Genomic DNA, 14,798 nt, shown 5'->3' on the forward strand with positions numbered 1-14,798 from the left:
GAATACATAATGAAAAATATAAAGATGTTACCTCTTTCAGTGGTGATAGGGTCAACTCTTGCCTGCTCTTATGCGATTGCCCAAGACACAGATGAAACCACCCAAGCAGAAACGCAGCAGAGCGTGTTTGTTGATGGCGAACAGCCACAAACGCTGACTCCAGAGATGCAAGTCCCAGAGGGGATCGTTTTCTCAGGTTATGCGCGCTACGGCGCGCACTATGCGGCGGGTGATGAGCGTTTTGTTCAAGTGGGCTCAACCGGTGCTGCTGTCGGTCGCTTGGGTAACGAAGCCAATGGCGGTGAATTCCAGCTAGCTCGCGCTTTCCAAACTGAGCAAGGTGCGATTTGGGATCTGGTGGTGATGATTGATCACTGGTCAATGGATCAATGGGAATCTCCGGGTGGTCTGAACCTAGTCAAAGCCTATGCGGGTGTGACTAACGTGATCCCAAGCCAGCCACAAATGTATTTCTGGGGTGGTCGCGACTTCCACCAGCGTCCACAACAAAATTTGAATGACTACTTTTGGATGCTGCACGATGGTCAAGGCGGTGGTTTCCGTAACTTAAACCTTGGTCCAGCGATGTTCGACCTGAGCTTTGTTGGTCAAGTGGATAGTGGTGAAGGTGGCTTACTTGGTAACGACAATGGACGATACGCCTTTACCTCGAAACTGCACAGCATCAATGCTGGGATCGGCAGCCTCGATTTCTATGCCAACTATGGTTTTGCCTCAGATGAAGCCGATCTTGATGTGCAAGATGAAAGCGCATGGCAAGTGGGTGCGGTAATGAACTTTGATTGGTCAAGCAAGCTCATCGTGCGTTACACCGAGGGCGGTGACGATTCGGTATTCGATTTAGCCGGCGATAAGCAAGCTTTGTACGCCAGTTATGATGGAAGCTACCGTATTAGCGATCCAGTTGAGCTGGAATACCTAGCCTCTTATAAGCGAATCACAGGTGATGAGCTGGATGATAAGAGCGAGTATTCAGCAATTGTTCGCCCAATGTACAGCTGGAACGATGTCCACTCAACTTGGCTAGAAGCGGGTTATGCGATCGAAGACTTCGATAATGGCGATGAGAAATCGGGCTGGAAGGTGACACTATCACAAAATATTTCTATGGGTGGCATGTCAGGTAGCCGTCCTATGCTGCGCTTCTACGCCACTGCAGGTGAGGTCGATAACCAAAGTGCTGATACCACGAAGTTCGATACTTTGAGTTTTGGTGCCATGTTCGAGGCATGGTGGTAATTATTTAATATTATCTTTCATCCCTTCAACCTGGGGGGGATGTCGGGATGAAAGATAACTCTATACCCAAATTAGTACGGCTATATCAAGCAGGCTTTATATACCTAAATAACGTTAAGTTAGAAGGGTATATCAAATAACTCTGCGCATATCGTTATTAAAATACAACTGGATGTAATATATGGCTTCAGTAACGTTTAAAAATCTCAAAAAGAATTATGGTGAAACCGAGGTCGTTAAAAAAATAGATCTGGAAGTGAAGCATGGTGAATTTATCGTTCTACTTGGTCCTTCTGGATGTGGAAAATCGACCACATTAAGAATGTTAGCAGGATTAGAAGATATCACGGGTGGAGAAATCTATATCGGTGATGCCCTCGTGAATAATCTTCACCCAATTGAAAGAAATATCGCGATGGTATTTCAAAGCTATGCGCTTTATCCCCACATGACGGTGGAAGAAAACATAGGCTTTAGCCTTGAAAACATGAAAGTGGCCAAAGAGCAGCGCCGCGAAATGGTCGCTGAAGTGGCTGAAGCACTGGAGCTAACCCCACTGTTAGAGCGCAAGCCAAAAGATCTGTCCGGTGGTCAGCGCCAGCGCGTCGCGATGGGGCGAGCGATGGTCAGAACCCCAGAAGTGTTCTTATTTGATGAGCCACTATCAAACCTTGATGCCAAACTGCGCGGTCAGATGCGCCGCGAGATAAAGGCGCTTCATGACAAGGTCAAAACCACGATTATTTATGTCACCCATGACCAGGTCGAAGCGATGACACTAGCCGATCGCGTGGTGATCCTCAATCAAGGGGTGATTGAACAAGTCGGCACTCCAAAAGAGATCTTCGAGCAGCCTAGCTCTGAATTTGTCGCCCGTTTTATCGGCGCGCCAGAAATGAACATTTTTGATCTCGATAACACCCAAATATCACAGTCATTTAAACCGGGTGAAATTCATGCCGATGTGACTTCGATGGGCCTGCGTCCGCAAGATATTGCCGTTGAAGGTGACGATATTCCGAATGAATACCGCATGAGTTTACCACTCGATATTTACTCCCATGAAGTACTGGGCTCTGTGGTGCATTTAACCGCGTATTTAGGTGATAAAAAAGTCACGCTTGAAATACCTTATCAAGATCAGATCCCATCAGGAAAAATTGATTGTTACTTCGATAAAAGAAAAATTCATTGCTTCGATAAAAATAATAAAGCAACCCTACTATAAAGGATTAAACCATGCCGAAAATGATGCTTAAAACCTTGCCACTGATGTGTGCAGCGGCTTTTTCACATGCTAGCTTCGCTGCAACCACGGAAATTACGGTTGCCGCTTTCCCCAATATTAACCAAGTAGTTGAAGTGGGTATTCCGTTATTTGAACAAAAATACCCACATATCAAAGTCAAACTCGTCACCCTTGCTTACGGCGATCACCACAATGCGATGACCACCGCGCTTGCCACTGGTGCAAATGTGCCTGACACCATGGTGGTTGAGTCAAACTACATTGGTCGCTTTGTTGAATCAGGCGGTCTAGAAGACTTAGATGCTGCGCCGTATAACGCGGGTGCTTTCACCGAGCAACTCACGCCATTTTCTGTCGCGCAAGGCAAAAACTCAAAAGGGGTACAGTCGGGCATTCCTGCCGATATTGGCCCAGGCGCGATCTTCTACCGTCATGACATTCTCGAAGAGGCAGGTGTAACACAAGCAGATTTGCTCACTAGCTGGGATTCATTCATCGAATCTGGGGTAAAAGTTAAAGAGGCGACGGGTAACTACCTGATTTCCAATGCCGTTGATATCAGCAACATTGTGATCCGCTCAAACCTTAAAGATGGTGAAGGGATCTACTTTGACAGCGAACACAATGTCATCGTCAACAGCCCACGCTTTAAAGAAGCGTTCCGCTTAGCGAAGAAAGCCCGTGATGCAGGTATTGATGCAGAAGTTGGCCCTTGGTCGAACGAATGGAGTGAAGGTCTGCGCCGCGGCACAATTGCATCACACATGATGGGCGCTTGGCTTGGTGGTCACCTAAGTGATTGGATCGCACCGGATTCGGTGGGCGTATGGCGCACTGCTGAACTGCCAAATGAGGCTCAAGTGAGTTATGGCGGCTCTTTCTACGCGATCCCAAAACGTGCTGAAAACAAAGAAGCCGCATGGAAATTCATTGAGTTTATGGCCACCAACCCTGAAATCCAACTGTTGGGCTTTAAAGAGATCAATGCCTTCCCTGCCCTTACATCAACTTACACCGACAGCTTCTTCGAAGAGCCGATCCCTTACTTAGGTGGTCAACAAGCGCGTCTAATCTGGCGTGATGTGGCGACCAAGATCCCTGCGATCAGTGTTGACCGTTACGATGAAGTGGCGCGTCAGGTGATTGATGATGCACTAGAGAAGGTACTAGAGCGAGATGCTGATATTGATCAGGTTCTCGCTGCAGCCGAGAAGCAGATCAAGCGTCGCGCCCGTCGTCGTTAATCTAGCCCGTTGGAGGGGCAACCCTCCGATGTCATTCGATATTGGAAGTTGATTATGAGTTCATCCATCGCTGTGCCTGCACAGGAAAAGCCAGCCAATAAGCTCTGGCTACGCAACGGGAATAAGATCGCCCCGTATTTATTTGTCAGTCCATTCTTTATTATTTTTGGCGTGTTTGGTCTGTTTCCGCTGATCTTTTCACTTTACCTCTCTTTCCATTACTGGGAGCCAGCGGCTGGCTTGGCATCAATGGAGTGGGTGGGGCTAGAAAACTACCTCTTTGCGCTAGAAGATGAATGGTTCCAGACCTCATTGTGGAACACGGTTGAGATCGCGCTGAAATCGGGCATTCCTCAACATGCTGTTGCGCTACCACTGGCGTTTTTCATCCATACCAGCTTTAACAAGATGAGAAACACCGTGATTGGGGTCTACTTTGTGCCTTATATCACCTCAACCGTGGCGATCTCACTGGTATTTACCACGCTATTTTCTCGCGACTTTGGCATGGTAAACCAAATGCTCACTTACCTCGGTAACATCAGCATTGGTGACATCAAAATTCTCGCTTGGCTTTTCCCAACGGAAAACGTCGACTGGAACCGCCCTGAGTACACCAAAGATATGATCTCGTTTGTGGTCTTCTGGCGCTTTGTTGGTTGGAACACCGTGCTGTACCTATCAGCGCTGCAAACCATTCCAAAAGACATTTATGAAGCGGCGACCATTGATGGTGCCAACCGATACCAGCAGTTCTGGCACATTACCCTGCCGATGCTCAAACCAATGGCGTTCTTTGCTGTCACGTTGACCATCATCGGTAACCTGCAACTGTTTGAAGAGCCGTTCATTATTACCGGTGGTACAGGTGGCCTTGAGCAAGCGGGTAAAACAGCTGCGATGCACATGTACATTACCGCCTTCGTTGAGAGTGACTTTGGTACTGCATCGGCAATTTCATGGATATTGTTCATGTGTATTGCAGGTCTAACGTGGTTAAACAATAAGATCTTGGGTGGGGATAACCAATGATGAGTAACATTAAAAAAGACAAATTGATCGCTTACATCATCATTGCGCTTGGCGCGGTGATCATGCTGGCCCCGTTCTACTTTATGTTTATCTTCTCGTCGCACTCGAATACTGGCATCTTGTCTGTGCCACCACCGGTGCTGCTTGGCGATTATCTAGTAGATAACTTTAACGCCCTGTTAGATTTCTTACCGTATTTCTGGCACAACTTGGGGCTGAGCTTATACGTTGCCGTGGTAGTCACCGTATTGAACCTGCTGTTTTGTTCATTGGCGGGCTATGCATTCGCGATGTTTGAGTTCCGCTTTAAGAACCTGCTGTTCGTATTCATCATGGGCACCATGTTGATCCCACCATTCCTTGGCATGATCCCAACCGCGATGATCATGTCGACGATTGGCTGGATGAACGACACTAAGGCATTGATTGTGCCTGCGGCGTGTGGCGCTATGGGGATCTTCATGATGCGTCAGTTTATCTCAAGCTCTATTCCTAAAGAGCTGGTGGAAGCGGCACGTATGGACGGCTGTGGTGAGTTTAAGATCTATTACCGCGTGATTGTTCCTTTGATCAAACCTGCCTTTGGTACCTTAGGTCTGATCACCTTTATCAGCTCTTGGAACAACTTTATGGGCCCATTGGTGGTGATGAATGACATGAAGATGTTCACCGTACCTTTGGCACTGCGTGCGCTACAAGGTACTGGACAAGTGCCGTGGGGCGCGGTGTCGATTGGTGCGGCGATTGCAGTTTTGCCACTATTGATCCTGTTTATCCTCGCTTCAAGACGCTTAATTGACGGTTTGACTTCTGGCGCAGTGAAAGGCTAATTGCCTACATCAAGTTCAAAAGCCGCAGCAGATTGTGGCTTTTTTGTTTCATATTTTAATCTCGCTATTAATCAGGGTTTCACATCGCTGCCAGTAAGCCATTTATCCCACATTAGAATAATGAATTTATAACTATGACAATTTCTATTACTAATCCCATCATCCCGGGCTTCAATCCTGATCCTTCCATTGTTCGCGTTGGAGACGATTATTACATTGCCACCTCGACTTTTGAGTGGTTTCCGGGCATTCAAATCCATCACTCGAAAGACTTAATTCATTGGCGTTTGATTGGCCATGTCCTGACTCGTCAATCGCAATTAGATATGACTGGCATGGACAACTCCGAAGGGGTCTATGCCCCTGCAATGAGCTACCACGATGGCAAGTTTTGGATTTGCTTTTCCAATGTCCACGCTTGCCGCGGTGGTAACTGGATGGCAACGCCAAGTTTTGTTGTGACAGCGGAAGATATCTTAGGCCCATGGAGTGAGCCCGTCGCGATTGGTAACTACGGTTTTGATCCATCGATGTTTCACGATGATGATGGCAAAAAATACATGCTCAACATGATCTGGGATGGCAGAGCCAATACCAACTTCTTTGCCGGTATTGTGATGCAAGAGTTTGATCCCAAGCAAGGTAAGTTGGTGAGTGAGCCACAAACCATCTTCAAAGGAACTGAGCTTGGCTGCACCGAAGGGCCGCAGATGATGAAAAAGGACGGCTATTACTATTTGATCACCGCGGAAGGGGGCACCGCTCGCGACCATGCGGTGACGGTGTGTCGCTCAAAAAATATTTTGGGGCCGTATGAGGTGCACCCAGATAACCCGATCTTGACCAGCCGATTCCAAGAGCAGGCTGAGCTGTCAAGGGCTGGGCACGGATTTTTAGTCAAAACCCAGGGGGAGGAGTGGTATTTAACTCACCTTTGTGGGCGACGCATTCCTAACCCTGAGGGCTACCAGTTCATGCCTAAATACGACAATGGTTTTTCTATTCTTGGGCGTGAAACCGCGATCCAAAAAGTGCATTGGCAGCAAGACTGGCCGTATGTGAGTAGTGGCAAAACCCCAGTGGTTGAGGTTGAAGCTCCCAACCTACCTGCCTGCCCATGGCCACAAGAGCCAATCAAAGACGATTTTGAAACGCTGCATCTCAATGTCAATTTTCAAACCCTGCGTGAGCCAGTCAGTGAGTCTTGGCTCTCTTTGTCCGAAAGACCGGGGTATTTGCGCCTTAAAGGGCGTCATTACCTGAGCTCACGTTATCAAAACAGCCTAGTTGCGCGCCGCTTCCAAAGTCATTATGCCGATGTCGAAACGCGGATGGAGTTTGAGCCGTCAACTCCGTTTGAGATGGCTGGGCTGTGTGCCTATTACTCTCGCACAGGACATTATTTTTTGAAAATGACCACTGATGATATGGGTGAGCGCCTACTCCAAGTTGTCGGCAATATTAACGATGAATATCGTGAGTATGGTCAGCCAGTGAGGCTCGGCAGTCAAAATGAGGTTTATCTGCGTTTAGAGCTGCGATGCCAGTGGTATCAATTTAGCTACTCCTTAGGCGGACAAGCGTGGCACACGATAGGTCCTGCGCTTAACAGTACACCGCTATCGGATGAAGGCGGACCCGATATCTTCCGTTTTACCGGCAGTTTTGCCGCGCTGTTCACCTGTGATATCCGTGGTTTAAATAGCCATGCCGATTTTGACTATTTCAGCTATCGAGAAGTCAATGCGCTGGACTAAGTCTTATTTCTAATTCCAATAATCTCCCCAAACATCCATGAGAAATTTATTTCAGTGAGAGCTATTTGGGGATATCCCTACAACAGAGAAACTATAACTATGAAAAAATCAATGATCACCGTGCTTGTCGCCAGTGCCCTTGCAGGGTGCGGCACTAGCGATGTGAATAGCCAATTTACCCAGCAGTCTGAAGGGCAGCACCTCTCGCATGTCCCACTGAGACAACTCGCCGCACCGCTGAACTTGAAAGTTGGCGCGGCGCTTGAGACTCGTCACCTCGATAACCCTCAATTTCGAACCACACTAGCGCGTGAATTTTCGCAAATTACCCCAGAAAATGAGATGAAGTTTCAATATGTGCAGCCCGAGCAAGGAGTGTTTGATTTTTCCAAACCCGATCGCCTAGTGGAGTTTGCCGAGCAGCACGATATAACGGTAAAAGGACATGCATTAATTTGGCATATCCAAAACCCGCAATGGCTAGAGGAAAAAGAGTGGACTCAAGAAGAACTTACTCAAGTGATGGAATAGCACATTAAAACCGTAGTGGGTCATTACAAAGGTAGGGTCGCCTATTGGGATGTGGTTAATGAAGCGTTCGATGACAATGGTGGTTTCCGCGATACCTTGTGGTATCGAGTGATGGGTGAGGATTACATCGAGATGGCATTCCGCTTTGCGCATGAGGCCGATCCCGATGCTCGCTTGCATTACAACGATTACTCAACCGAAGGGATGACTGCCAAGTCAAACGCCGTATATCGACACATGCAAAAGCTGCTAGAGAAGGGAGTGCCAGTTCATGGTGTTGGGACACAGCTTCATTTAGTGTCTGAACAACCGGTAATAGATGGTGCAATTGCACGTAACATCGAACGACTATCTGAACTGGGTCTAGAAGTGCACTTTACCGAAATTGATGTCCGCGTTCGCGATGGAGAAGGAGAAAGCGCGCTCATCGACCAAGCTCAGCGTTATGAGATATTGATGAAGTTGGCGGCATCTTACCCTGAGGTAGATATGTACACCACGTGGGGGATCAGCGATCAATATTCCTGGATCCCAAGCTGGTTTAATGGCTATGGACAAGCGTTGATGTTCGATGAGCGTTATCAACCTAAGCCCGCATATCATGCCGTTCACGAGGTATTAGAGTTAGCATCACAAGGCGAGCTTAAGTATCAGCCTGTAACTGATCTCAGTCAGTCGAGTCGATACATTCAACCTTTTAACGCCAAACCGCTATCTGAAAAACATTTTGATTCCGGCGAGGTGGTCTTTTATCCATTCGCCTACAATCAACTGCAAAATCGAGATCAGCGCCTACCCGAGAAAGCGGTGATTAACGCTAAGTGGGCAGTCGGATATCATCAAAATGCGCTTATTGGACGCGTGCTCCGCAGTGATAATATTTCCGTTACGGATCACGAGCTCACCTATGAAAATGACAATGTTGAGATCTTTGTTCGTCAAGGGGAGCAGTTTTGGCAACTCAGAACGGTTGTCGGGCAAGATTTTGAAACGAGTGATTTCCCAGGCAAGTTGCACGCCAAGTGGAATGCAGACAACACGCAACTGGATTTTGTGATTGAGTTTGACGGCGTAGCCGATTTAGTCGGTGAAACACTCGGTTTCAACATCGCCTTGTCTGACAATGATGGCGACACTGAGGGAAGGCATGCGCAGTTGTATCCGGTCACAGGCAGCAATATTGGCTGGCAAGGTGAGCAATTTGCTGAGCTGTTCATGAATGGGCAAAATGCCGTGGTGGCGGAAGTGCCTGTCGCGACACCACCGATGTTCAGCGCAGAAAAGCTCAAGCAACAACCGCAAGGTGCTGACGATCCGATTTGGCAGCAGAGCTACCACTACTCTCTGGCATACAATCAGCTCAATCAGCGTGATATGACTGTTGCAAATGAAGATGATATCTCAGGTAGCTGGACGGCGGGCTATCACCAAGGCTGGCTATATGGTGTGGTATCACGTCAAGATCCATTGACGGTGACAAACAATGAGCAAAGCTACTTGAACGACAATGTCGAGATCTTCTTCCAGCAAGGCGAGACCATGACCCAGTTACGAACGGTCGTTGGCAGTGATTTTGAAAAGACGGCTTACTCACATGGTTATCGTGCCAGTTGGAGTGAAGATGGTGAAAGACTTTTCTTTGCGATCGAATTAGATCCACAAGTGGCCATCTCTGAGCCTATCCGCTGGAACATTGCCCTAGCGAGTAATGATGGTACACAACGTAAGTATCAGCTCTACCCAGCTCCCGGTGCGAATATTGCCTACCTTGGAGAAGAGTTGACTCGTTTAGTGATTGATAAGTAACCAACTTAACCCATCCTTACAACCAGTGTCGTATGTTGATGCGACACTGGTTTATTCAATATCCTTGTCTTCAACACCGCCAAGAAAATTTTTTCAATAATCCAATATCGATTAATTACATTAACTTGTTGTATTTATTGTATATAATTTATTTATGCATAAATTGCATGTATTATATAAAAACAATGCACTTTACTCATTATTTGTGATGGTTATGATAGCCAGCATCAAAGAGCAGTTGAACAAACTGGCTTACAAAACAGCAAACTATCAATAATAATGAGGTGGGTACATGGCCAATCTAACATCTGAAATGCAACAAGCATGGCAAGGCTTCCAAGCAGGTGAGTGGCAGACTGCGGTTAATACGCGTGATTTCATCCAGAAGAACTATACCCCCTATGAAGGCGATGAATCATTCCTTGCAGACGTGAGCGAGTCAACTTCTCAGCTTTGGCAGCAAGTGCTTGAGGGCATTAAACAAGAGAGCCGCACGCATGCACCGGTTGATTTTGATACCGATGTGGTTTCAACCATTACTTCTCACGATGCGGGTTACATCGACCAAGGCCTAGAAAAAATCGTTGGCCTACAAACTGAAAAACCACTTAAACGTGGCATCATCGCTAACGGTGGTATTCGTATGGTGAAAACCTCATGCGAGGTTTACGGCCGCGAGCTTAACCCAGAAATTGAAAAAACTTTCTCTGAGTACCGTAAAACTCACAACCAAGCAACGTTCGATCTTTACACTGACGAAATCAAAGCGTGTCGCCGCTCTGGCATCATCACTGGCTTGCCAGATGCATACGGTCGTGGTCGTATTATCGGTGACTACCGCCGCATTGCCCTTTACGGCATTGACTTCCTAAAAGCCGACAAGCAAGAGCAGCTTAAATCGACTCAGCCGATGCTTGAGCAAGGCGTAGATCTTGATAAAACCTTCCGCTTGCGTGAAGAGTTGACTGACCAGATCCGTGCTCTAGAAGACATCCGTAAAATGGGTCTGAAATACGGCATTGATATGTCATTGCCAGCGCGCACTGCGCAAGAGGCTATCCAATTTACTTACTTTGGTTACCTTGCCGCAGTGAAATCACAAAATGGCGCAGCGATGTCACTAGGTCGTACTTCGACTTTCCTTGATGTGTACATTGAGCGTGACCTTGAGCTTGGCTTAATTGATGAGAAACAAGCGCAAGAGCTGATTGACCACTTCATCATGAAGCTACGTATGGTACGCTTCCTACGTACCCCAGAATACGATTCACTGTTCTCTGGTGACCCAATCTGGGCAACTGAGGCCATGGCGGGTATGGGTGTGGATGGTCGTACCTTAGTATCGAAAACCACGTTCCGTTACTTGCATACCCTACACACCATGGGGCCTGCGCCAGAGCCAAACATGACCATTCTTTGGTCTGAGCAACTGCCACAAGCGTTTAAAGAGTATGCGGCAAAAGTGTCTATCGATACATCTTCTGTACAATACGAAAACGACGATCTGATGCGCCCTGACTTTGAGAACGATGACTACGCGATTGCTTGTTGTGTGAGCCCACAAGTGGTCGGTAAACACATGCAGTTCTTCGGTGCACGTGCCAACCTAGCCAAAGCGTTGCTTTACACCATCAACGGCGGTGTAGATGAGAAATCGCAGGCACAAGTGGCACCTAACTTTGGTCGCTTAGATGGTGAAGTGCTTGACTTTAATAGCTTAATGCCGCGCTTTGATGAGATGCTTGAGTGGCTTGCAACCCAATACGTGACAGCGCTGAACGTGATCCACTACTCACATGATCGCTACAGCTACGAAGCGTCACTCATGGCATTGATGGACAGAGACGTTCACCGCACTATGGCATGTGGTATCGCAGGACTTTCTGTAGTGGCAGACTCACTCGCGGCAATCAAATACGCGACAGTGAAACCAGTGCGCAACGAAGAAGGCATTGCCATCGACTTTGAAATCGACGGTGACTATCCAAAATTTGGTAATAACGATGCTCGTGTTGATGAGATCGCTTGTGACTTGGTAGAGCGTTTCATGAAGAAAATTCAGCAGAAACACACCTACCGTGAGGCGGAGCCAACCCAGTCAATCTTAACCATCACTTCAAACGTCGTGTACGGCAAAAAAACGGGTAATACACCTGATGGTCGTCGCGCTGGCATGCCATTTGGCCCAGGAGCTAACCCAATGCACGGTCGTGATGAGAAAGGTGCAGTGGCGTCACTGGCATCGGTTGCGAAACTGCCGTTTGCTTATGCCAAAGATGGCATCTCATACACCTTCTCGATTGTACCAACTGCACTCGGCAAAGAAGAGTTGAGCCAAAAAGCCAACCTTGCTGCACTGATGGATGGTTACTTCCATCATGAAGAGCAAGAGGGCAAAGGCACCATTGAAGGTGGTCAACACCTCAACGTCAATGTGCTTAACCGTGAGATGCTATTGGATGCAGTTGAAAATCCAGAGCTATACCCACAGTTGACAATCCGAGTATCGGGTTACGCAGTACGCTTTAACTCACTGACTCGTGAGCAGCAACAAGATGTGATCAGCCGTACGTTCACAGAAAGAATGTAACAAGCAAAGAGCCAAAAAGCTCTAAGTACCCCATAACCTTGGTAGTGAGAGAGCCGATAATTCAGATCAGCCAGTCAGTTTTCTGACTGGCTGTTTTGGTAAGCAGAGGAATTGCCATGTCAATAACAACTTAGAAATAAAAGTGGTCAAAAACAGTGTGATGATGCAATCCAACATCGGTTTAGATCACAACGCTCCATAAGGATGAATCGTCTCAATAGTGCCATCTGCATTATGCACCAGCTCAATCATCTTGATGCAGCGCAGATGGGTTTGACCACCAGACAATGAACTATCATGATAGAATAAGAACCACTTACCTTGATATTGAACTACTGAATGGTGTGTTGTCCAACCAATAACAGGGTTGAGAATGACACCTCGATAAGTAAATGGACCGTACGGAGATTCACTGGTTGCGTAGGCAATTTTATGTGTTGTCCCTGTCGAATATGAAAAATAGTATAAGCCATTATGTTTATGTAGCCACGGTCCTTCAAAGTAACGACGTTCTTCATCCCCAGCTTTTAATAACTCACCATTTTCATCAATAATATCAATTTCAATCAACTCATGCTCAAGGCCTGTCATGGATTTATCGAGTTTTGCCATCAGAGGCTTCAAAGCAGGCTGATCAGTATCAGGGTAAACTTCTTCACCAAATTGACCATCACGCCAACATTGAAGCTGCCCCCCCATAATACCTCCAACATAAAGGTAATAATCGTCTTCATCTTGGAAAACCGCAGGGTCAATGCTGTAAGATCCTTGAATATAATTATCTTCTGGCTTGAATGGACCCTCTGGTTTATCACTCACCGCGACACCTATACGGAAGATGCCATCATATGCTTTTGCTGGGAAGTACAAATAATACTTGCCATCTTTAGCTGCTGCATCAGGAGCCCACATCTGCTTTTCTGCCCACTTAACATCTTTAACATCCAAAGCATTACCGTGATCGGTAACCTCTCCAAATGGGCGATCCAAAGAAAATACATGATAATCACTCATAGCAAAGTGCTCACCATCATCTGTTTGCCCATTTGATGTTTCAATATCGTGAGATGGATAAACATATAACGTATCATTAAATACATGAGCTGATGGATCAGCGGTATACATATGTGTAACGAGTGGTAACGATATCGATTTAATTGAATCAATACCACTATTCATTGCTAAATCATTACCTTCAACAACTACATCACTCTCTCTAATAACATTATTCATCTTAATTTTAACCATTTTTTAAAAACATAGAATTAATAACAAACTGAAACCAAAATTAATTTAGTTATTTTTTATTCTTTTTGTTCACACCGAAACTCTTTTGGTGTTTTGTTTAAATTCTTTTTAAACACTGTATACATATATTGTAAAGAAGGATAACCACAAATCTCTGCTATATCAGAAATAGTTAGTGATGTTGTTTTAAGCAAAGCACATGCCCTTTCTAATTTAGAGTTATGAATTTCCTGATGGATTGAGTGCCCACGTTCTTCTTTAAATCGTGACTCCATATTTGACCTAGATATTCCAACGTAACTTAAAACTTGCTCAACTTTAATTCCTTTGCATGCATTTTGACGAATAAAATGCATAGCTTGAATGACATAAGTATCTTTCAATGCCTGATAATCTGAGCTCTGACGCTGATACACTTTTGATGGTGGGACTAATACCCGTTCATAAACCCTTTTTTTATTTGGTGCCGCATTTTCATTTGAGTTAACTTTAATATGTTTATGTAACATTTTAGCTGCTCGATATCCCATTTCTTTGCAACCCTGGGCAACAGAGCTAAGAGAAACTCGAGTTAAGTATCTAGCCAGTTCTTCGTTATCAATACCAATTATCGATACTTTATCAGGCACCATAAGATTAAGATGATCACAAACTTGTAGAAGATGACGCGCTCGAGAATCTGTTGCTGCAATAATACCAGTTGGAGTTGGAAGCATTTGGATCCAATCTGCTAGTCGATTCATATCATATTGCCAATTATGGGGACTAGTATCGCTACCTCGATATATAGAGCAAAAGTATCCTTCTTTTTTTATTATTTTACTAAAGGCTCGTTCTCTCTCAGTCGCCCACCTTTTATTGTCAACATCAGCAAACCCATAAAATGCAAAATTCTGTAGCCCTTTATCTTTTAGATGTTTGAAGGCTAGTTCAACCAAAGCTTCGTTGTCTGTTGCTACATAAGGCACATCAGGATAATCATTCATATCTTGGTAAGAACCGCCAACGCCAACGACTGGAATAGTACTATCGGCGAGCAACTCTAAAATTTCAGGATTATCGAAGTCGGCTATAATACCATCACCTTGCCAAGCGTGGATATTTTCAAGGTGTGTTGTAAAGTCATCTTCAAGGAAAATGTCCCAATCACATTGAGAGGCTTGCAAATACTCCCCGATCCCTTCAATCACTTGACGATCATAAGTTTTGTTCGCGTTAAATAATAAATTGATACGAAATTTTTTGTTCATA

General features: G+C 45.8%; 9 protein-coding genes and 1 pseudogene. 8 read left to right on the forward strand and 2 right to left on the reverse strand.

The genetic code is table 11. From position 1 onward, the window contains the following. Window positions 1-9 precede the first annotated feature (9 nt). The 8 genes and pseudogenes from Q1A70_RS01520 to pflB all read left to right on the forward strand — a co-directional run bounded on the left by Q1A70_RS01520 (window position 10) and on the right by pflB (window position 12,299). Entirely contained in the window at window positions 10-1,260 is a 1,251-nt protein-coding gene (locus Q1A70_RS01520; RefSeq protein ID WP_299686376.1) for a carbohydrate porin, read from the forward strand. A 181-nt stretch (window positions 1,261-1,441) separates the two neighbouring features. Beyond that, on the forward strand, window positions 1,442-2,488 hold the full coding sequence (gene ugpC, locus Q1A70_RS01525) for a sn-glycerol-3-phosphate ABC transporter ATP-binding protein UgpC (RefSeq protein WP_299686374.1): 1,047 nt from the start codon (window positions 1,442-1,444) through the stop codon (window positions 2,486-2,488). Between the two features lie 11 nt (window positions 2,489-2,499). After that, window positions 2,500-3,753 carry an extracellular solute-binding protein gene (locus tag Q1A70_RS01530; RefSeq protein WP_299686372.1) on the forward strand — a complete coding sequence of 418 codons (1,254 nt, stop codon included), beginning with the start codon at window positions 2,500-2,502 and terminating at the stop codon, window positions 3,751-3,753. A gap of 54 nt (window positions 3,754-3,807) precedes the next feature. Then, entirely contained in the window at window positions 3,808-4,785 is a 978-nt protein-coding gene (locus Q1A70_RS01535; protein ID WP_299686370.1) for a sugar ABC transporter permease, read from the forward strand. After that, complete coding sequence (locus Q1A70_RS01540) at window positions 4,782-5,615, forward strand: carbohydrate ABC transporter permease (protein WP_299686369.1); 834 nt, start codon at window positions 4,782-4,784, stop codon at window positions 5,613-5,615. Before Q1A70_RS01535 ends, Q1A70_RS01540 begins: the two co-directional genes overlap by 4 nt. Window positions 5,616-5,749: 134 nt before the next feature. Continuing rightward, a complete protein-coding gene (locus tag Q1A70_RS01545; RefSeq protein WP_299686368.1) occupies window positions 5,750-7,372 on the forward strand; it encodes a glycoside hydrolase family 43 protein in 1,623 nt (540 codons plus the stop codon). A 111-nt stretch (window positions 7,373-7,483) separates the two neighbouring features. After that, window positions 7,484-9,709: pseudogene (locus Q1A70_RS01550) on the forward strand (endo-1,4-beta-xylanase). A gap of 292 nt (window positions 9,710-10,001) precedes the next feature. Then, window positions 10,002-12,299 (forward strand): formate C-acetyltransferase, encoded by a 2,298-nt coding sequence (pflB, locus tag Q1A70_RS01555; protein WP_299686367.1) that lies wholly within the window; start codon window positions 10,002-10,004, stop codon window positions 12,297-12,299. A 186-nt stretch (window positions 12,300-12,485) separates the two neighbouring features. Here pflB and Q1A70_RS01560 read toward each other — a convergent pair whose 3' ends face one another. Together Q1A70_RS01560 and Q1A70_RS01565 are read right to left on the reverse strand one after the other, a co-directional pair. Beyond that, window positions 12,486-13,532, reverse strand: a complete 1,047-nt coding sequence (locus tag Q1A70_RS01560; protein ID WP_299686366.1) for a glycoside hydrolase family 43 protein — start codon at window positions 13,530-13,532, stop codon at window positions 12,486-12,488. Between the two features lie 71 nt (window positions 13,533-13,603). Next, window positions 13,604-14,797: a DNA-binding transcriptional regulator gene (locus Q1A70_RS01565; RefSeq protein ID WP_299686365.1), complete on the reverse strand. Its 1,194-nt coding sequence runs from the start codon at window positions 14,795-14,797 to the stop codon at window positions 13,604-13,606. Window position 14,798: the final 1 nt, after the last annotated feature.

The organism is uncultured Vibrio sp. (genome assembly GCF_947488985.1).
In the GTDB taxonomy this organism is placed as follows: domain Bacteria; phylum Pseudomonadota; class Gammaproteobacteria; order Enterobacterales; family Vibrionaceae; genus Vibrio.